The following is an 18,552-nucleotide window of genomic DNA, read 5'->3' as shown; positions in this document are numbered from 1 at the left end:
GACGGAACCGGCCGCGTCGGAACCCGACGCGACGGGGCCCGACGCGACGGGGCCCGGCCCCCCGCAGGGTGCCGGGCCCCGTCACACAGGTGCCGTATGTACGGTCGGGACTACAGCCCCGCCGCCTTGCGCAGCGCGTCCACGCGGTCGGTGCGCTCCCACGTGAAGTCCGGCAGCTCACGGCCGAAGTGGCCGTACGCGGCGGTCTGGGAGTAGATCGGGCGGAGCAGGTCCAGGTCGCGGATGATGGCGGCCGGGCGCAGGTCGAAGACCTCGTCGATCGCCTTCTCGATCCGGTCCGTGTCGACCTTGGCGGTGCCGAAGGTCTCGACGAACAGACCGACCGGCTCGGCCTTGCCGATCGCGTACGCGACCTGCACCTCGCAGCGCGTGGCCAGGCCGGCGGCCACCACGTTCTTGGCGACCCAGCGCATCGCGTACGCCGCGGAGCGGTCGACCTTGGACGGGTCCTTGCCGGAGAAGGCACCGCCGCCGTGCCGGGCCATGCCGCCGTAGGTGTCGATGATGATCTTGCGGCCGGTCAGGCCGGCGTCGCCCATCGGGCCGCCGATCTCGAAGCGGCCGGTCGGGTTGACCAGGAGGCGGTAGTTCTCCGTGTCGAGCTTGATGCCCTCGTCCAGCAGCGCCTTCAGCTCGGGCTCGACCACGAACTCCTTGATGTCCGGAGCGAGCAGCGACTCCAGGTCGATGTCGGAGGCGTGCTGGGACGACACCACCACCGTGTCCAGACGGACCGCCTTGTCACCGTCGTACTCGATGGTGACCTGCGTCTTGCCGTCCGGGCGGAGGTAGGGGATGGTCCCGTTCTTGCGCACCTCGGACAGGCGCCTGGACAGGCGGTGGGCGAGGAAGATGGGCAGCGGCATCAGCGTCGGCGTCTCGTCCGTCGCGTAGCCGAACATCAGGCCCTGGTCGCCGGCGCCCTGCTTGTCGAGCTCGTCGTCGTCACCCTCGACACGGGTCTCGTACGCCGTGTCCACGCCCTGGGCGATGTCCGGGGACTGCGCGCCGATGGACACCGACACGCCGCAGGAGGCGCCGTCGAAGCCCTTCTTGCTGGAGTCGTAGCCGATCTCGAGGATCTTGTTCCGGACCAGCGTCGCGATGTCCGCGTACGTCTTGGTCGTGACCTCGCCGGCCACGTGCACCAGGCCGGTCGTGATCAGGGTCTCGACGGCGACGCGCGAGGAGGGGTCCTCGCGCAGGAGCGCGTCGAGAATGGTGTCGCTGATCTGGTCAGCGATCTTGTCGGGGTGACCCTCGGTCACGGACTCCGAGGTGAACAGGCGACGGGACACAACGCTCCCTGGGGTTGCAGCGGCTGCTGGCTGATCAGTGGCGGACGGCGGGGGCTGCACCCGGCGCCGTCCGTGGAACAGTTTACGGGTCACGCTTCGGCCACGGCCCCCCTGTCTCGTCCCTCGGGAGCGCTGTGACCTGCGGCACGGGCATTCTGCCCAATTCCGAGCGGCATTGGCCAGAGGCGCCACGCCCCGATCCACCCGGTTTCGAGCGGCGCTGAGGCTGGAGGCAGCTTCAGGCCAGTCGTTCGGCCACGAGATCCCACACGATTTCGGCCAGCGCCTCCTTGGGGCCGTGCGCGACGGCGGTCTCGCTGCCGTCGGCACCGAGCACGACCGCCTCGTTCTCCTCGGAACCGAAGGTCTTGCGCTCCCCCACCTCGTTCACGACCAGCAGATCGCAGCCCTTGCGCTTGAGCTTGGCGCGGCCGTTGGCCAGGACGTCGTCGGTCTCCGCGGCGAAGCCGACGATCACCTGTTCCGGACGCGGGCGGTCGGCGGAGATCTCGGCGAGGATGTCCGGATTCCGCACCAGGGTGATCGGCTCGGGTTCCCGGTCGTCCTTCTTCTTGATCTTTCCGGTGGCGTAGGCCGCGGGGCGGAAGTCGGCGACGGCCGCCGCCATGACCACGGCGTCGGCCCCGGCGGCGGCCGCGAGGACCGCCTCCCGCAGCTGCACGGCCGTGCCGACCGGGACCACGTCCACGCCGGCCGGGTCCGGGAGGGTGCTGTTGGCGGCGACGAGCGTGACGCGGGCACCGCGGGCGGCGGCGGTGCGGGCGAGGGCGTAGCCCTGCTTGCCGGAGGAGCGGTTGCCGAGGAAGCGGACCGGGTCGAGGGGCTCCCGGGTGCCGCCGGCGCTGATCACGACGTGCCGCCCGGTGAGGTCGGGCTCGCGCACACCGCGGGCCAGCACCCGGCGGCAGACCTCGAAGATCTCGGCCGGGTCGGGGAAGCGGCCCTTGCCGGTGTCGACGCCGGTGAGGCGGCCCACGGCGGGCTCGACGACCAGGGCGCCGCGGCGGCGCAGCGTCGCCACGTTCTCCTGGGTGGCCGGGTGCTCCCACATCTCCGTGTGCATCGCGGGGGCGAAGACGACGGGGCAGCGGGCGGTGAGCAGGGTGTTGGTGAGCAGGTCGTCGGCGAGGCCGTGGGCCGCCTTGGCGAGCATGTCCGCGGTGGCCGGGGCGACGACGACCAGGTCGGCGTGCTGCCCGATGCGGACGTGCGGGACCTCGTGGACGTCGTCCCAGACCTCGGTGGAGACCGGGTTGCCGGACAGGGCGGACCAGGTGGCGGCCCCGACGAAATGCAGGGCGGAGGCGGTGGGCACCACGCGCACGTCATGACCCGACTCGGTCAGCCGCCGCAGCAGCTCACAGGCCTTGTACGCGGCGATGCCGCCGCTGACCCCCAGCACGACCTTCGGCTTGTCCACTGTCTCTCCCCGGACCTCGGCGACCAACACGTCCCATCACACACCACAGGCCCGGCAGTCGGCCTGCCGGGCCTGTGGACAAGTCAGCGTCAAGCTGCAGATCGTACTTACTGCGCCGGGCCCTCGACGGCCTCGGACGTCAGGAGCCCCGCGTTGATCTCGCGGAGGGCGATCGAGAGCGGCTTCTCGTGGACGTGCGTGTCGACGAGGGGACCGACGTACTCGAGGAGACCCTCGCCGAGCTGCGAGTAGTACGCGTTGATCTGGCGGGCCCGCTTGGCCGCGTAGATCACGAGGCTGTACTTCGAGTCGGTGGCCTCGAGGAGCTCGTCGATCGGCGGGTTGATGATGCCCTCGGGCGCGGAGATGGAAGAGGACACGCTCTACCTTCCGATGGATGGGAAAGAATCTGTCGGGGTGATCAGCGAGGACCGGATCGATCAGCGATGGTCACACGACGTCCATCAAGGCTAGCAGCTCGCGCGCCACGTCCTCGACGGAGGTGTTGACCAGGGTGGTGTCGAACTCCGGTTCCGCGGCCAGTTCGGTCTTGGCCGCCTCGAGCCTGCGCTCGATGACCTCGGGCGGTTCGGTGCCGCGACCGGTGAGCCGGCGCACCAGCTCCTCCCAGGAGGGAGGGGCCAGGAACACCAGCTGGGCCTCGGGCATCGACTCCCGGACCAGACGGGCGCCCTGGAGGTCGATCTCGAGGAGGACCGGCTCCCCCTTCTCCAGGCGCTCCTGCACGGCCGCGCGCGGCGTGCCGTAGCGGTTGCCGGCGAACTCGGCCCACTCCAGCAGCTCGCCGTTGGCGATCAGCTTGTCCATCTCGTCGTCGGTGACGAAGAAGTAGTGGACTCCGTGCTGCTCGCCGGGACGGGGCCTGCGGGTCGTCGCCGACACCGAGAGCCAGACCTCGGGGTGTTGCTTGCGCATATGAGCGACGACCGTGCTCTTGCCGACCCCGGAGGGGCCGGAGAGCACGGTCAGCCGCGGACGTGCGTCCGGGGGTACGGGGGACGTCCCCCGGGGTGTTACAGCCATGCAGCGATTATCCAGCAATCCCGGAGTGCCCGGGACTCGCTTCCGCGGAGTGAGCGGTTCAGGAGCCGGTGCTGCCGAACTCGCGCTCCAGGGAGGCGATCTGGTTGGAGCCGAGACCCCGCACGCGGCGGCTCTCGGAGATGCCGAGTCGCTCCATGATCTGCTTGGCGCGGACCTTGCCCACGCCCGGCAGCGACTCGAGGAGGGCGGAGACCTTCATCTTGCCGATGACGTCGTTCTCCTGGCCCTGCTTGATGACCTCGTGAAGGGAGGCGCCGGAGTGCTTGAGTCGATTCTTGACCTCGGCCCGCTCCCGGCGAGCCGCGGCGGCCTTTTCGAGCGCGGCTGCGCGCTGTTCAGGGGTAAGGGGCGGAAGAGCCACGCCTACGTCACCTCGGATGTCGAACTGTCGGATACGGACCGGTGAGGAACCTAGTCGCCCCACACCTGGGGAGGTACGAGCAACACACGCTTGCCCGTTCTCTCGTCGGAGACTAGCGGGCAAGTCCGCCGGAGTCAGCGAGAACAGCGGAAAAGTCCTGGTCAGCCTTCAGGTGAACGGACATTTAGGACATACTGCCCTGGATTTGAGGATGTATTCAGATTCAACGGCCCCCCGGACCGCCCACCCGAGGTCCCGCCGATGGTCCAGACCGCCTCAGGAGGACGTCACGGCCTGACGGATCTCCTCCGCGAAGCGTTCCGAGGCGTCACGCAGAGCGACCGCGTCGGGGCCGTGGCGCAGCACTCCCCGGCTGACGTTCGGCACGACGTTGCGCACGGCCGGTCCGAAGACCCGGGGAAGATCGGCCGGTGTGGCTCCCTGGGCCCCGATGCCGGGTGCGAGGAGCGGACCGTTGATGTCCAGGTCGTACGTCGACAGGTCACCGAGCGTGGCGCCGACGACCGCGCCGAAGGAGCCCAGGGGCTGCTCGCCGGCGTTCTCGGCGGCCAGGTGCGCGAGCATGGTCGTCCCGACGTTCCGCCCGTCGGAGCGCACGGCGTGCTGGACCTCGCCGCCCTCCGGGTTGGAGGTGAGCGCCAGCACGAACAGTCCGGCGCCGCTCTCGCGGGCCAGTTCCACGGCCGGGGCGAGGGAGCCGTAGCCCAGGTAGGGCGAGACCGTGAGCGCGTCGGAGAACAGCGGTGCGTCCTTGTGCAGGAAGGACTCGGCGTAGGCGGCCATGGTGGAGCCGATGTCGCCGCGCTTGGCGTCCATCACGACCAGCGCGCCCGCCGCCCGCGCCTCGGCGACCGACGCCTCCAGGACGGCGACGCCCCGGGAGCCGAAGCGCTCGAAGAACGCGCTCTGCGGCTTGAGCACGGCGACCCGGTCGGCCACCGCCTCGACGACCGTGCGGCTGAACCGCTCCAGGCCCGCGACGTCGTCGTTCAGGCCCCACTCGGCCAGCAGGGACGCGTGCGGGTCGATGCCCACGCACAGCGGGCCGCGCTCGTCCATCGCCCGGCGCAGGCGCGCGCCGAAGGGTTCCAGGGCACTCATGCCGTCTTCCTCACGTCGGCGCCCACCGCGTCGGCGAGCGTGGCGTAGGGGCTGGTCGCCAGGCGGGCGGCGAGCCCCTTGTGGATCGAGCGGGCGTAGAAGGGCCCCTCGTAGATGAAGGCGCTGTAGCCCTGGACGAGCGTGGCGCCGGCCAGGATGCGCTGCCAGGCGTCCTCGGCGTTCTCGATGCCGCCGACGCCCACCAGGGTGATCCGGTCGCCCACGCGCGCGTAGAGGCGCCGCAGGACCTCCAGGGACCGCTCCTTCAGCGGCGCCCCGGACAGGCCGCCGGTCTCCTTCACCAGGCCGGGCGCGGACCTCAGCCCGAGGCCCTCGCGGGCGATGGTGGTGTTGGTGGCGATGATGCCGTCCAGGCCGAGCTCGACGGCGAGGTCGGCGACGGCGTCGACGTCCTCGTCGGCGAGGTCCGGCGCGATCTTGACCAGCAGCGGGACGCGGCGGGCGGAGACCGTGCGGTCGGCGGCCTCGCGGACGGCGCTCAGCAGGGGGCGCAGGGCCTCGGTGGCCTGGAGGTTGCGCAGGCCGGGCGTGTTCGGCGAGGAGACGTTGACGACCAGGTAGTCGGCGTAGGGCGCGAGGCGCTCCGCGGACTTCACGTAGTCGGCGACGGCGTCCTCCTCGGGGACGACCTTGGTCTTGCCGATGTTGACGCCGACGACCGGCTTGAAGACCGGCGTGCGGGAGGCCAGGCGGGCGGCCACGCGGAGCGAGCCGTCGTTGTTGAAGCCCATGCGGTTGATCAGCGCGCGGTCCTCCACCAGGCGGAACAGCCGCTGCTGGGGATTGCCCGGCTGGGGTTCGCCGGTCACCGTGCCGATCTCGACGTGGTCGAAGCCCAGCATGGCCATGCCGTCGATGCCGACGGCGTTCTTGTCGAAGCCGGCCGCGAGCCCGAAGGGGCCGTGCATGCGCAGCCCGAGGGCCTCGGTGCGCAGCTCCTTGTAGCGGGGCGCGAGGGCGGCCGCGAGGAAGGTGCGCAGCACGGGCACGCGGGCGGCCAGGCGGACCCAGCGGAAGGCGAGGTGGTGCGCCTGCTCCGGGTCCAGCCGCTTGAAGACGAGACGGAAGAAGATCTTGTACATGGTGTCCTCACCAGGACGTGACGTCCTCACGAAGAGGGGGACACCGTTTCCGGTGTCCCCCTCGGGGCTGCTAGTCGCGGGCCGCGGTCAGGTGTTCCGCGTGTTCCTGGAGCGAGCGGACGCCCACGTCGCCGCGGTTGAGGGCGTCGATGCCCTGCACCGCCGCCGCCAGCGCCTGGACCGTCGTCAGGCAGGGCACCGAGCGGGCCACCGCCGCCGTGCGGATGTCGTAGCCGTCGAGGCGGCCGCCCGTGCCGTACGGGGTGTTGACGATGAGGTCGACCTCGCCGTCGTGGATGAGCTGGACGATGGTCTTCTCGCCGTTCGGGCCCACGCCCTCGGACTGCTTGCGCACGACCGTGGCGTTGATGCCGTTGCGCTTGAGGACCTCGGCGGTGCCGGAGGTGGCGAGCAGCTCGAAGCCGTGCGCGACGAGCTCGCGGGCCGGGAAGATCATCGAGCGCTTGTCGCGGTTGGCGACCGAGATGAACGCGCGGCCCTTGGTGGGCAGCGGCCCGTAGGCACCCGCCTGCGACTTGGCGTACGCCGTGCCGAAGACGGAGTCGATGCCCATGACCTCGCCGGTGGAGCGCATCTCCGGGCCGAGGATCGTGTCGACGCCGCGGCCGTGGATGTCGCGGAAGCGCGACCACGGCATGACCGCCTCCTTGACGGAGATCGGCGCGTCCAGCGGCAGCTCCCCGCCGTCGCCGGTGGCCGGGAGCAGGCCCTCGGCGCGCAGCTCGGCGACGGTGGCGCCCAGCGAGATGCGGGCGGCGGCCTTGGCCAGCGGCACCGCCGTCGCCTTCGAGGTGAAGGGGACGGTGCGCGAGGCGCGCGGGTTGGCCTCCAGCACGTAGAGGATGTCGCCGGCCATCGCGAACTGGATGTTGATCAGGCCGCGCACGCCCACGCCCTTGGCGATGGCCTCGGTGGAGGCGCGCAGGCGCTTGATGTCGAAGCCGCCGAGGGTGATCGGGGGCAGGGCGCACGCCGAGTCGCCGGAGTGGATGCCGGCCTCCTCGATGTGCTCCATGACGCCGCCGAGGTACAGCTCCTCGCCGTCGTAGAGGGCGTCGACGTCGATCTCGATGGCGTCGTCGAGGAACCGGTCGACCAGGACCGGCCGGGACGGGCTGATCTCGGTCGACTCGGCGATGTACGCCTCCAGGCGCGTCTCGTCGTAGACGATCTCCATGCCGCGCCCGCCGAGGACGTAGGACGGGCGCACCAGGACCGGGTAGCCGATCTCGTCGGCGATGGCCTTGGCCTCGGCGAAGGTGGTGGCCGTGCCGTGCTTCGGGGCCGGCAGGCCGGCCTCGGCGAGGACCCGGCCGAAGGCGCCGCGGTCCTCGGCGGCGTGGATGGCCTCCGGGGAAGTGCCGACGATCGGCACGCCGTTGTCCTTCAGCGCCTGCGACAGGCCCAGCGGGGTCTGGCCGCCGAGCTGGACGACGACGCCCGCGACCGGTCCGGCCTGCCGCTCGGCGTGCACGATCTCCAGCACGTCCTCGAGCGTGAGCGGCTCGAAGTACAGGCGGTCGGAGGTGTCGTAGTCGGTGGAGACGGTCTCCGGGTTGCAGTTGACCATCACCGTCTCGTAGCCCGCGTCGCTCAGCGCGAAGGAGGCGTGGACGCAGGAGTAGTCGAACTCGATGCCCTGGCCGATGCGGTTCGGGCCGGAGCCCAGGATGATGACGGCCGGCTTGGTCCGGGGCGCGACCTCGCTCTCCTCGTCGTAGGAGGAGTAGAAGTACGGCGTCCTCGCGGCGAACTCGGCGGCGCAGGTGTCGACCGTCTTGTAGACCGGGCGGATGCCGAGCGCGTGCCGGACCTCGCGGACGACGTCCTCGCGCAGGCCGCGGATCTCGCCGATCTGCGTGTCGGAGAAGCCGTGCCGCTTGGCCTCGGCCAGCAGGTCGGCGGTGAGCTCGGGGGCCTCGGCCAGCTCGTCGGCGATCTCCTTGATCAGGAAGAGCTGGTCGACGAACCAGGGGTCGATCTTCGTGTAGTCGAAGACCTCCTCGGGCGTGGCGCCCGCGCGGATGGCCTGCATGACGGTGTTGATGCGGCCGTCGGTGGGGCGCACCGCCTGCTCCAGGAGCTGGAGCTTGTCACCGGGCTCGCCGACGAAGGTGAACTGGCTGCCCTTCTTCTCCAGCGAGCGCAGCGCCTTCTGGAAGGCCTCGGTGAAGTTGCGGCCGATGGCCATGGCCTCGCCGACCGACTTCATGGTGGTGGTGAGGGTGGAGTCGGCGCTGGGGAACTTCTCGAAGGCGAACCGGGGGGCCTTCACGACCACGTAGTCGAGCGTGGGCTCGAAGGAGGCCGGGGTCTCCTGCGTGATGTCGTTGGGGATCTCGTCCAGCGTGTAGCCGACGGCGAGCTTGGCCGCGATCTTGGCGATCGGGAAGCCGGTCGCCTTGGAGGCGAGGGCCGAGGAGCGGGAGACGCGCGGGTTCATCTCGATGACGATGACGCGGCCGTCCTCGGGGTTCACCGCGAACTGGATGTTGCAGCCGCCGGTGTCGACGCCGACCTCGCGGATCACGGCGATGCCGATGTCGCGCAGGATCTGGTACTCGCGGTCGGTGAGGGTCATCGCCGGGGCGACGGTGATGGAGTCGCCGGTGTGCACGCCCATCGGGTCGAAGTTCTCGATGGAGCAGACGACCACGACGTTGTCGTGCTTGTCGCGCATCAGCTCCAGCTCGTACTCCTTCCAGCCGAGGATGGACTCCTCCAGGAGCACCTCGGTGGTCGGCGAGAGGGTGAGGCCGGTGCCCGCGATGCGGCGCAGCTCCTCCTCGTCGTGGGCGAAGCCGGAGCCGGCGCCGCCCATGGTGAAGGAGGGACGGACCACGACCGGGTAGCCGCCGAGCTCCTCGACGCCCTTGAGGACGTCGTCCATGGAGTGGCAGATGTAGGACCGGGCGGACTCGCCGTGGCCGATCTTCTTGCGGACCTCCTCCACGACCACCTTGAACTGGTCGCGGTCCTCGCCCTTGTGGATGGCCTCGACGTTGGCGCCGATCAGCTCGACGCCGTGCTTGTCGAGGACGCCGTTCTCGTGGAGCGAGATCGCGGTGTTGAGGGCCGTCTGGCCGCCCAGGGTGGGCAGCAGCGCGTCGGGCCGCTCCTTGGCGATGATCTTCTCGACGAACTCGGGGGTGATCGGCTCGACGTAGGTGGCGTCGGCGATCTCCGGGTCGGTCATGATCGTCGCCGGGTTGGAGTTCACGAGGATGACCCGCAGGCCCTCGGACTTCAGCACGCGGCACGCCTGGGTGCCGGAGTAGTCGAACTCGGCGGCCTGACCGATGACGATCGGGCCGGAGCCGATGACCAGGACGGACTGGATATCGGTGCGCTTAGGCACGCTGGCCCTCCATCAGGGAGACGAAGCGGTCGAACAGGTAGGCGGCGTCGTGGGGGCCCGCTGCCGCTTCGGGGTGGTACTGGACGCTGAAGGCGGGGCGGTCGAGGAGCTGGAGCCCCTCCACCACGTTGTCGTTCAGGCAGACGTGCGACACCTCGGCACGGCCGAACGGGGTGTCGGCGACCTCGTCGAGCGGGGCGTCGACGGCGAAGCCGTGGTTGTGCGCGGTGACCTCGACCTTGCCGGTCGTGCGGTCCTGCACCGGCTGGTTGATGCCGCGGTGGCCGTACTTCAGCTTGTAGGTGCCGAAGCCGAGGGCGCGGCCGAGGATCTGGTTGCCGAAGCAGATGCCGAACAGCGGGGTGCCCCGCTCCAGGACCCCCTGCATGACGGAGACGGGGTGGTCGGCGGTGGCCGGGTCGCCCGGGCCGTTGGAGAAGAACACGCCGTCCGGGTTCACGGCGTAGACGTCCTCGACGCTCGCGGTGGCCGGCAGGACGTGCACCTCGATGCCGCGCTCGGCCATGCGGTACGGGGTCATGCCCTTGATGCCGAGGTCCACGGCGGCGACGGTGAACTTCTTCGCGCCCTGGGCCGCGACGACGTACGCCTCGGTGGTGGCGACCTCGGCGGAGAGGTCGGCGCCCTTCATCTGCGGGGCCTCCTGCACGCGCGCGAGGAGCGTCGCGTCGTCCCGCACGGCGTCGCCGCTGAAGATGCCGACGCGCATGGCGCCGCGCTCGCGCAGGTGGCGGGTGAGGGCGCGGGTGTCGACGCCGGAGATCCCGACGACGCCCTGCGCGTCCAGCTCCTCGTCGAGGGTGCGCCGGGAGCGCCAGCTGGACGGCACGCGCGCGGGGTCGCGCACGACGTAGCCGGAGACCCAGATGCGCCGGGACTCGGCGTCCTCGTCGTTCACGCCGGTGTTGCCGACGTGCGGGGCGGTCATCACCACGACCTGGCGGTGGTAGGAGGGGTCGGTGAGGGTCTCCTGGTAGCCGGTCATGCCGGTGGAGAACACCGCTTCGCCGAAGGTCTCCCCCACGGCCCCGTAGGCGCGGCCCCGGAAGATCCGGCCGTCCTCCAGGACGAGCACGGCGGGAGTCTTGGCTCCCCTGGTGGAGGTGGTCATCGTTCGGCGCCTTCCCTGGTGTTCTTCTCGATCATGGCGTTGATGGTGTCGACCCACTCGCGGTGCCCGGCCGCGTGGTCGGAGCGGAAGCCGGAGTCGATCAGCCGGTCCCCGTGCTCCCAGGTGACGACGAGCAGGCCGCCCTCGGTGAGCACCTTGCCGGCGATGCCCTTGTCGAGCCGGGCCTCGCGCAGCCGGGCCACCGGCACGAAGAAGTCGCTCGCCCCGGGGCGTACGACGTCCAGGCCGGCGTCCGTCAGCGTCAGCTCGGCGCGGCTGCGGGCGCCCAGGCCCCGGGCGACGATGCGGTCGAGCCACTGCCCGGCGGTGGTGGAGCCGTGGTAGCGGCCGGTCGTGGTCAGGCGGGCCGGGCCCGGCTCGTCCGGGGCGGTGGGCAGCTCGGGCAGGTCGCCCTGGAGCGTGCCGCGCCACTTCCAGCCCTCGCGCATCAGCCAGTAGACGAGCGCGACGAACAGGGCGAGGCCGACGACCCAGCCGATGCGGGCGGCCCAGTCGGTCACTTCCGCCGATTCCTTCTCGGCGGCCAGCAGGAGTACAGGTGTCACGTGAGCTTCCCGTCGACGAGCGTGGCCTTGCCCCGCAGCCACGTGTGCGTCACACGGCCCGGCAGCTCACGGCCCTCGTAGGGGGTGTTGCGGCTGCGCGAGGCGAAGCCCGCGGGGTCCACCAGCCCACGGTATGCCGTGTCGACCAGGGTGAGGTTGGCGGGCTCACCTGCCGAGACGGGACGGCCCTGGCCGGCGGCCTGTCCGATCTGCGCGGGCTTGACGGACATCCGGTCGGCGACGCCGGCCCAGTCCAGCAGGCCCGTGTCCACCATGGTCTCCTGCACCACCGACAGCGCGGTCTCCAGCCCGACCATGCCCATGGCGGCCGCGGCCCACTCGCAGTCCTTGTCCTCGTGCGGGTGCGGGGCGTGGTCGGTGGCGACGATGTCGATCGTGCCGTCGGCGAGGGCCTCGCGCAGGGCCATCACGTCGCGCTCGGTGCGCAGCGGCGGGTTGACCTTGTAGACGGGGTTGTACGAGCGGACCAGCTCGTCGGTGAGGAGCAGGTGGTGCGGGGTGACCTCGGCGGTGACCTGGATGCCGCGGGACTTGGCCCAGCGGACGATCTCGACGGACCCGGCGGTGGACAAGTGGCAGATGTGGACGCGGGAGCCGACGTGGTCGGCGAGCAGGACGTCCCGGGCGATGATCGACTCCTCGGCCACCGCGGGCCAGCCGCCGAGACCCAGCTCGGCGGAGACGACGCCCTCGTTCATCTCGGCGCCCTCGGTCAGCCGCGGCTCCTGCGCGTGCTGGGCGACGACACCGCCGAAGGCCTTCACGTACTCCAGGGCCCGGCGCATGATCACGGCGTCGTGGACGCACTTGCCGTCGTCGGAGAAGACGGTGACGCCGGCGGCCGACTCGTGCATGGCGCCCAGCTCGGCGAGCTTCCTGCCCTCCAGGCCGACGGTGACGGCGCCGATGGGCTGCACGTCGCAGTAGCCGTGCTCCTTGCCGAGCCGCCAGACCTGCTCGACGACGCCGGCGGTGTCGGCGACCGGGAAGGTGTTGGCCATGGCGAAGACGGTGGTGAAACCGCCGGAGGCGGCGGCGCGGGTGCCGGTGAGGACGGTCTCGGAGTCCTCGCGGCCGGGCTCGCGCAGATGGGTGTGCAGGTCGACCAGGCCGGGCAGCAGCACCTTGCCCTCGGCCTCGACGACCTCCGCGCCCTCGGCGCTCAGGCCGGTCCCCACCTCGGCGATGGTCCCGCCGTCGATCAGGACGTCCTGGGGGGCACCGCCGAGTACCTTCGCACCACGGATCAGGATCTTGCTCATCTGTCTTACTTCTCCTCGGTGCGGGGGTTGGTGACGGCGGGCTCGTTGCCACCGAGCAGCAGGTACAGGACGGCCATCCGGATGGACACTCCGTTCGCGACCTGCTCGACGACGGTGCAGCGGTCGGAGTCGGCGACCTCGGCGGTGATCTCCATGCCGCGGACCATCGGCCCGGGGTGCATCACGATGGCGTGCTCGGGCATCCGCGCCATGCGGTCGCCGTCGAGTCCGTAGCGCCGCGAGTACTCCCGCTCGGTGGGGAAGAAGGCGGCGTTCATGCGCTCGCGCTGGACGCGCAGCATCATCACCGCGTCCGACTTGGTCAGGGTGCTGTCGAGGTCGTAGGAGACCTCGCAGGGCCAGGTGTCGATGCCGACGGGCAGCAGGGTCGGCGGGGCGACGAGGGTGACCTCGGCGCCCAGGGTGTGCAGCAGGTCGACGTTGGAGCGGGCGACCCGGCTGTGCAGCACGTCGCCGACGATGGTGATGCGCCTGCCGCCGAGGTCCTGGCCGAGCCCGGCGTCGGGCCCGATCAGGCGGCGGCGCATGGTGAAGGCGTCCAGCAGGGCCTGGGTGGGGTGCTGGTGGGTGCCGTCGCCGGCGTTGACGACGGCGGCGTCGATCCAGCCGGAGTTCGCCAGGCGGTAGGGGGCTCCGGAGGCGCCGTGCCGGATGACCACGGCGTCGACGCCCATGGCCTCCAAGGTCTGGGCGGTGTCCTTCAGGGACTCGCCCTTGGACACGCTGGAGCCCTTGGCGGAGAAGTTGATGACGTCCGCGGACAGCCGCTTCTCGGCGGCCTCGAAGGAGATCCGGGTCCGGGTGGAGTCCTCGAAGAAGAGGTTGACGATCGTGCGGCCGCGCAGGGTCGGCAGCTTCTTGATCGGCCGGTCGGCGACCCGGGCCATCTCCTCGGCGGTGTCGAGGATCAGGACGGCGTCGTCGCGGGTGAGGTCGGCGGCCGAGATGAGATGACGCTGCATCTGTCAGGCTCCGTAAGGCAGTTCAAAACGGGAGGTTCGGGGCAGACGGGCGCGCGGGCACGCGCACTGAACCGGCGTACGGCGGCGGCGTACGCCCGGAGTGCTACTGGGCGGCCGGCTTGGCACCGAGCAGCACGGTGTCGCGACCGTCCTCCTCGGCGAGCTGGACCTTGACCGTCTCCCGCAACGACGTGGGGAGGTTCTTGCCGACGTAGTCGGCACGGATGGGCAGTTCACGGTGGCCGCGGTCGACGAGGACCGCCAGCTGCACCGCGCGCGGGCGCCCGATGTCGTTCAGGGCGTCGAGGGCGGCGCGGATCGTGCGGCCGGAGAAGAGCACGTCGTCGACGAGGACGACCAGCTTGCCGTCGACGCCGTCACCGGGGATCTCGGTGCGGGCCAGCGCACGCGGCGGGTGCATGCGCAGGTCGTCGCGGTACATGGTGATGTCGAGCGAGCCGCACGGAACCTTGCGCTCGGTGATCTGCTCGAGCTTGTCGGCGAGCCTGCGGGCGAGGAAGACGCCCCGGGTCGGAATGCCGAGGAGCACCACGTCGTCGGCGCCCTTGGCGCGTTCGACGATCTCGTGGGCGATACGGGTCAGCACCCGTGCGATGTCGGGCCCTTCCAGAACGGGCCGGGCATCGGACTGCGAGTCGTGCGTGTCCATACGAAACGGACCTCCTTCTCCGCCTCACGGGACGGACCTTAAAGGACGTCGGGATTGCGCCATCCACGGTAGCAGGTCCCCGCCGTCACCCGAACGGGCCCCATGGATCACCCATCCGGCGCAATGCACGGCTGCTACCACGGAAGAGTCGGTGCGGACCATTCGGCTTGACGCGGCAGAGTAACGCTGCGTAACCTCACAGTGAGTTACCAGCCGCGCGGGCTGGCACCCACGCCAGACGCGTCGACACAGTGCCGGGGAGCTATATGTCCAGCGAATACGCCAAACAGCTCGGGGCCAAGCTCCGGGCGATCCGCACCCAGCAGGGCCTTTCCCTCCACGGTGTCGAGGAGAAGTCCCAGGGCCGCTGGAAGGCGGTCGTGGTCGGTTCGTACGAGCGCGGCGACCGTGCCGTGACCGTGCAGCGCCTTGCCGAGCTGGCGGATTTCTACGGCGTTCCGGTGCAGGAGCTGCTGCCGGGCACCACCCCGGGCGGCGCCGCCGAGCCGCCGCCGAAGCTGGTCCTGGACCTGGAGCGGCTGGCCACGGTCCCCGCCGAGAAGGCGGGCCCGCTCCAGCGCTACGCGGCCACGATCCAGTCGCAGCGCGGTGACTACAACGGCAAGGTGCTCTCGATCCGCCAGGACGACCTGCGCACACTCGCCGTCATCTACGACCAGTCCCCCTCGGTCCTCACCGAGCAGCTGATCAGCTGGGGCGTGCTGGACGCGGACGCGCGCCGCGCCGTGGCGACCCACGAGGACGCCTGACCCCTCCCCGGGGCAGCGGACCCGACCACAGCAGAAACGTGCCGCCGGGGTGGCCGGAACCAGATGGTTCGCGGCCACCCCGGCGGTGTCGTACGGGGCCGCGGAGCCGTCCGGGACGACAGGACGGGCCGAGGAACGCCGGAGGGCCCGCAGCGTCACCGCTGCGGGCCCTCCGGCGTGGGTGCTCGGTCCTCAGACTTCGTCGCGGCGGAGCGACGGCTTGAGCTCCTTGAGCCGGCCGAGGAGGCCGTTGACGAACGAGGGCGACTCGTCCGTCGAGAACTCCTTCGCCAGCTGCACCATCTCGTCGAGCACGACGGCGTCCGGGGTCCCGTCGACCCAGATCAGCTCGTAGGCGCCGAGCCGCAGGATGTTGCGGTCGACGACCGGCATGCGGTCGAGCGTCCAGCCCACCGAGTACTGGGCGATCAGCTCGTCGATGCGCTTCGCGTGCTCGGCGTAGCCCTCGACGAGCTCCATCGTGTACTCGCTGACCGGCGGCTGCCGGGTGTCCGCCCGGGAGAGCCGCACCCAGTCCGCGAGGACCGTCAGGACGTCGGCGCCGCGCTGGTCACCCTCGAAGAGGATCTGGAAGGCGCGCTTACGGGCCGTGTTGCGGGCAGCCACGGTTAGCTGTTCACCCGGCCGAGGTAGTCGCTGGAGCGGGTGTCGACCTTGATCTTCTCACCGGTGGTGATGAAGAGGGGGACCTGGATCTGGTGGCCGGTCTCCAGGGTGGCGGGCTTGGTGCCACCGGTGGAGCGGTCGCCCTGGACGCCCGGCTCGGTCTCCTGCACGGTCAGCTCGACGGCGGCCGGCAGCTCGACGAAGAGCACCTCGCCCTCGTGCTGGGCGACCGTGGCGGTGAAGCCCTCGATCAGGAAGTTGGCGGCGTCGCCGACGGCCTTGCGGTCGACGTGCAGCTGGTCGTACGTCTCCATGTCCATGAAGACGAAGTACTCGCCGTCCATGTAGGAGAACTGCATGTCCCGCTTGTCGACGGTGGCCGTTTCGACCTTGACGCCGGCGTTGAAGGTCTTGTCGACGACCTTGCCGGAGAGCACGTTCTTGAGCTTGGTGCGCACGAAGGCCGGGCCCTTGCCGGGCTTGACGTGCTGGAACTCGACGACGGACCAGAGCTGGCCGCCTTCGAGCTTGAGCACCATGCCGTTCTTGAGGTCGTTCGTGGAAGCCACGGTTGCGGAATCTCCTGGACTGACGTACGACCCCGGGGCACGCACCTGCCTACAGGGCGAGCAGCTCCTTGGTCGTGATGGTGAGTAGCTCGGGTCCGCCGTCCGCCTCGGGGCGGACGACGAGCGTGTCATCGATCCGGACACCACCCCGGCCCGGGAGGTGGACCCCAGGTTCGACGGTGACCGGCACGCAAGCGTCCAGTTTACCCATGGCCGCGGGACTCAATTGAGGGTCCTCGTCGATTTCGAGCCCCACGCCGTGTCCGGTCAGGGCCGTGAGGCCCTCGGAGTACCCGGCGGAGTCCAGCACCTGGCGGGCCGCGCGGTCCACGTCCCGGCAGGCGGCGCCGGGGACGAGACTCTCCCGGCCGGCCCGCTGGGCTGCGAAGACCAGGTCGTACAGCTCGATCTGCCAGTCGGCGGGCGCGGTGCCGATCACGAACGTGCGGCCGATCTCGCACCGGTAGCCGCGGTACGTCGCGCCGAGGCACACGGAGAGGAAGTCGCCCTCCTCCACCCGGCGGTCGGTGGGCCGGTGACCCGGGCGGCCCGAGTGGGGGCCGGTGCCCACCGAGGTGGGGAAGGCCGGACCGTCCGCCCCGTGGTCGACCAGGCGCCTCTCCAGCTCGAGGGCGAGGTGGCGCTCGGTGCGGCCGACCAGGATGGACTCCAGGAGTTCGCCGAGGGCCTGGTCGGCGATCTCCGCGGCGATGCGGAGGGAGGAGATCTCCTCCTCGTCCTTGACGACCCGGAGCTGCTCGACCGCACCGCCGAGGTCGGCCAGGCGCAGGGCGGGGGCGGCCGAGCCGAGGGCCCGGTGCCGGGCCACGGTGAGGTGGTGCTCCTCGACGGCCAGCGAGTCGGTGCCGTGCTCCGCGGCGACGCCGGCCGCGGCGGCGGCCGGATCGCCCGGGGCTGCTCCCGGCAGGGTCCGCACGCGCAGCGCCTCGTCGGGGCGCTCCTGGGTGGGGCGGTCGGCCGTCGGGCCGGCACAGACCAGGAGGTCCTCCTGCGGGGTCCGCCCCAGCAGCAGGGCGGCACCGGGCGGGGCGGCACCCGCGAGGTAGCGCACATTGGCGGGGCGGGAGACGAGCGCCGCCGCGCTGCCGCCCGCGTTGCAGATTTCCCTCAGACGCGTCCGGCGGGCCGCGTACACCTCTGACATGAACCGAGCGTATGAGCTTCGGGCGCCGGGCGCCGTTCGGGAGAGGCCGAGTGGGGCAGCGCGGTGGGTGCCGCCCGCACGGCTCCGCCCCGCGGTGGCGCTACCACTGGGGCGGGCTCGCTATGGACCGGGCGAGGACCTCGTCCAGCACCCGGGCCGTCTCCGGCACGTCCATCTGGGAGTTGTCGATGATCGGCAGGCCCGATCCGTACCAGCCGGCCATGCGGCCGTGGATGCGGGCGACCTCCTCGTCCGACAGGCGGCGGTTGCCGGAGCGCTCCGCGTTGCGCTCCAGGACGATGTCCAGCCCGGGCAGGAGCACCACGGGCAGCAGGCCCGGGCCGACGTGGCGCTTCCAGCCGCCGAGACCGACGACCGGGCGGTCGGGGAAGACGGCGTCGTCGAGGATGCACGAGATGCCGTTGGCCAGGAAGTTGCGCGCGGCGAATCCGCAGGTGCGGCGGGCGAGGCGGTACTGGGCCTCGGAGTTGTCGTTCCACCCGGACTGCGGGTCGGCGAAGCCGGAACGGACCCATTCGCGCACGTCGTCGAGGCTGATGTGCGCCGTGGGGACCCGGCGGTGGTCCGCCCAGTACTTGGCGACGCTGGTCTTGCCCGCGCCCGCCGGGCCGATCAGCAGCACCGCGAGGGTCGTGCCCGCCGGGTCGGGGGCCGCCGCGGCGGGCGGGGCGCTCGGCACGGCGACGGGCCCGCCGGGCGGCAGCCGCACATGGCCGGTGGTCTCCGGCACCACCGGCGCGGAGGCCTGCGCAGGAGGCGCGGCCGGACCGACAGGCGGCGCGGCCGGACCAGGAGGCGGCGCGGGGTAGCCCGGCGCCGGGGGCGGCGGGGGTACGGGCGCGGGGCCCTGCTGCGCGCCGGGGTGCTGCGGCCCCGGGTGATGTGCGGCCGGGGACCAGCCGACGGCCGGTCCGTGCCCCGGCTGAGGGGGCGGCGGCAGCGGAGAACCCACTGCGTGCTGCATCCGGTGCCACTC

18 protein-coding genes are annotated in these 18,552 nt (G+C 71.2%); 1 reads left to right on the top strand and 17 read right to left on the bottom strand.

What is annotated here, in order from left to right; all coding sequences use genetic code 11:
* Window positions 1-110 precede the first annotated feature (110 nt).
* The 13 genes from metK to pyrR all read right to left on the bottom strand — a co-directional run bounded on the left by metK (window position 111) and on the right by pyrR (window position 14,424).
* Complete coding sequence (gene metK, locus ACH4C6_RS24510) at window positions 111-1,319, bottom strand: methionine adenosyltransferase (protein WP_398110720.1); 1,209 nt, start codon at window positions 1,317-1,319, stop codon at window positions 111-113.
* Between the two features lie 238 nt (window positions 1,320-1,557).
* Window positions 1,558-2,760 (bottom strand): bifunctional phosphopantothenoylcysteine decarboxylase/phosphopantothenate--cysteine ligase CoaBC, encoded by a 1,203-nt coding sequence (gene coaBC / locus ACH4C6_RS24505; RefSeq protein WP_398110719.1) that lies wholly within the window; start codon window positions 2,758-2,760, stop codon window positions 1,558-1,560.
* 107 nt (window positions 2,761-2,867) lie between these two features.
* Complete coding sequence (gene rpoZ, locus ACH4C6_RS24500) at window positions 2,868-3,140, bottom strand: DNA-directed RNA polymerase subunit omega (RefSeq protein WP_003988945.1); 273 nt, start codon at window positions 3,138-3,140, stop codon at window positions 2,868-2,870.
* Window positions 3,141-3,210: 70 nt separating this feature from the next.
* On the bottom strand, window positions 3,211-3,804 hold the full coding sequence (gmk, locus tag ACH4C6_RS24495; protein WP_398110718.1) for a guanylate kinase: 594 nt from the start codon (window positions 3,802-3,804) through the stop codon (window positions 3,211-3,213).
* A gap of 58 nt (window positions 3,805-3,862) precedes the next feature.
* Complete coding sequence (locus ACH4C6_RS24490) at window positions 3,863-4,186, bottom strand: integration host factor (protein WP_003977346.1); 324 nt, start codon at window positions 4,184-4,186, stop codon at window positions 3,863-3,865.
* A gap of 276 nt (window positions 4,187-4,462) precedes the next feature.
* Complete coding sequence (gene pyrF, locus ACH4C6_RS24485; protein WP_398110717.1) at window positions 4,463-5,308, bottom strand: orotidine-5'-phosphate decarboxylase; 846 nt, start codon at window positions 5,306-5,308, stop codon at window positions 4,463-4,465.
* On the bottom strand, window positions 5,305-6,411 hold the full coding sequence (locus ACH4C6_RS24480) for a quinone-dependent dihydroorotate dehydrogenase (RefSeq protein WP_398110716.1): 1,107 nt from the start codon (window positions 6,409-6,411) through the stop codon (window positions 5,305-5,307). Before ACH4C6_RS24480 ends, pyrF begins: the two co-directional genes overlap by 4 nt.
* Before the next feature lie 70 nt (window positions 6,412-6,481).
* The gene (gene carB / locus ACH4C6_RS24475; RefSeq protein WP_398110715.1) at window positions 6,482-9,790 is read right to left on the bottom strand and encodes a carbamoyl-phosphate synthase large subunit; all 3,309 of its coding nucleotides are present in this window, start codon (window positions 9,788-9,790) and stop codon (window positions 6,482-6,484) included.
* Complete coding sequence (gene carA / locus ACH4C6_RS24470; RefSeq protein ID WP_398110714.1) at window positions 9,783-10,922, bottom strand: glutamine-hydrolyzing carbamoyl-phosphate synthase small subunit; 1,140 nt, start codon at window positions 10,920-10,922, stop codon at window positions 9,783-9,785. Before carA ends, carB begins: the two co-directional genes overlap by 8 nt.
* Window positions 10,919-11,488, bottom strand: a complete 570-nt coding sequence (locus tag ACH4C6_RS24465; protein WP_398110713.1) for a hypothetical protein — start codon at window positions 11,486-11,488, stop codon at window positions 10,919-10,921. The genes carA and ACH4C6_RS24465 overlap by 4 nt, the downstream gene beginning before the upstream one ends.
* Entirely contained in the window at window positions 11,485-12,771 is a 1,287-nt protein-coding gene (locus ACH4C6_RS24460; protein ID WP_398110712.1) for a dihydroorotase, read from the bottom strand. The genes ACH4C6_RS24465 and ACH4C6_RS24460 overlap by 4 nt, the downstream gene beginning before the upstream one ends.
* Window positions 12,772-12,776: 5 nt before the next feature.
* Window positions 12,777-13,754: an aspartate carbamoyltransferase catalytic subunit gene (locus tag ACH4C6_RS24455; RefSeq protein ID WP_398110711.1), complete on the bottom strand. Its 978-nt coding sequence runs from the start codon at window positions 13,752-13,754 to the stop codon at window positions 12,777-12,779.
* Between the two features lie 103 nt (window positions 13,755-13,857).
* The gene (gene pyrR, locus ACH4C6_RS24450) at window positions 13,858-14,424 is read right to left on the bottom strand and encodes a bifunctional pyr operon transcriptional regulator/uracil phosphoribosyltransferase PyrR (RefSeq protein ID WP_398110710.1); all 567 of its coding nucleotides are present in this window, start codon (window positions 14,422-14,424) and stop codon (window positions 13,858-13,860) included.
* A 266-nt stretch (window positions 14,425-14,690) separates the two neighbouring features.
* Here pyrR and bldD point away from each other — a divergent pair, with 266 nt between their 5' ends.
* The gene (gene bldD, locus ACH4C6_RS24445; protein WP_020938842.1) at window positions 14,691-15,194 is read left to right on the top strand and encodes a transcriptional regulator BldD; all 504 of its coding nucleotides are present in this window, start codon (window positions 14,691-14,693) and stop codon (window positions 15,192-15,194) included.
* Between the two features lie 192 nt (window positions 15,195-15,386).
* On the opposite strand, the gene nusB is transcribed toward bldD, so the two are convergent.
* The 4 genes from nusB to ACH4C6_RS24425 form a co-directional block, all read right to left on the bottom strand.
* Window positions 15,387-15,821 carry a transcription antitermination factor NusB gene (gene nusB / locus ACH4C6_RS24440; RefSeq protein WP_184981683.1) on the bottom strand — a complete coding sequence of 145 codons (435 nt, stop codon included), beginning with the start codon at window positions 15,819-15,821 and terminating at the stop codon, window positions 15,387-15,389.
* A gap of 2 nt (window positions 15,822-15,823) precedes the next feature.
* Complete coding sequence (gene efp, locus ACH4C6_RS24435) at window positions 15,824-16,390, bottom strand: elongation factor P (protein ID WP_333937441.1); 567 nt, start codon at window positions 16,388-16,390, stop codon at window positions 15,824-15,826.
* Between the two features lie 49 nt (window positions 16,391-16,439).
* Window positions 16,440-17,555: a M24 family metallopeptidase gene (locus ACH4C6_RS24430; RefSeq protein ID WP_398110709.1), complete on the bottom strand. Its 1,116-nt coding sequence runs from the start codon at window positions 17,553-17,555 to the stop codon at window positions 16,440-16,442.
* 100 nt (window positions 17,556-17,655) lie between these two features.
* Entirely contained in the window at window positions 17,656-18,540 is an 885-nt protein-coding gene (locus tag ACH4C6_RS24425) for a Pro-rich N-terminal domain-containing protein (protein WP_398110708.1), read from the bottom strand.
* Window positions 18,541-18,552: the final 12 nt, after the last annotated feature.

Source organism: Streptomyces sp. NPDC017943 (assembly GCF_044328425.1).
Classification (GTDB): Bacteria; Actinomycetota; Actinomycetes; order Streptomycetales; family Streptomycetaceae; genus Streptomyces; species Streptomyces djakartensis_A.
Note: the sequence above shows the minus strand (reverse complement) of the source record. Positions and strands in the feature narration are given on the sequence as shown.

What these genes read in the sequence shown, in the direction of transcription:
- gmk (WP_398110718.1), bottom strand. Translation starts at nt 3,804, where the DNA reads ATGGCTGTAACACCCCGGGGGACGTCCCCCGTACCCCCGGACGCACGT.
- pyrF (WP_398110717.1), bottom strand. Translation starts at nt 5,308, where the DNA reads ATGAGTGCCCTGGAACCCTTCGGCGCGCGCCTGCGCCGGGCGATGGAC.
- ACH4C6_RS24480 (WP_398110716.1), bottom strand. Translation starts at nt 6,411, where the DNA reads ATGTACAAGATCTTCTTCCGTCTCGTCTTCAAGCGGCTGGACCCGGAG.
- carA (WP_398110714.1), bottom strand. Translation starts at nt 10,922, where the DNA reads ATGACCACCTCCACCAGGGGAGCCAAGACTCCCGCCGTGCTCGTCCTG.
- ACH4C6_RS24460 (WP_398110712.1), bottom strand. Translation starts at nt 12,771, where the DNA reads ATGAGCAAGATCCTGATCCGTGGTGCGAAGGTACTCGGCGGTGCCCCC.
- ACH4C6_RS24455 (WP_398110711.1), bottom strand. Translation starts at nt 13,754, where the DNA reads ATGCAGCGTCATCTCATCTCGGCCGCCGACCTCACCCGCGACGACGCC.
- pyrR (WP_398110710.1), bottom strand. Translation starts at nt 14,424, where the DNA reads ATGGACACGCACGACTCGCAGTCCGATGCCCGGCCCGTTCTGGAAGGG.
- bldD (WP_020938842.1), top strand. Translation starts at nt 14,691, where the DNA reads ATGTCCAGCGAATACGCCAAACAGCTCGGGGCCAAGCTCCGGGCGATC.
- ACH4C6_RS24430 (WP_398110709.1), bottom strand. Translation starts at nt 17,555, where the DNA reads ATGTCAGAGGTGTACGCGGCCCGCCGGACGCGTCTGAGGGAAATCTGC.
- ACH4C6_RS24425 (WP_398110708.1), bottom strand. Translation starts at nt 18,540, where the DNA reads ATGCAGCACGCAGTGGGTTCTCCGCTGCCGCCGCCCCCTCAGCCGGGG.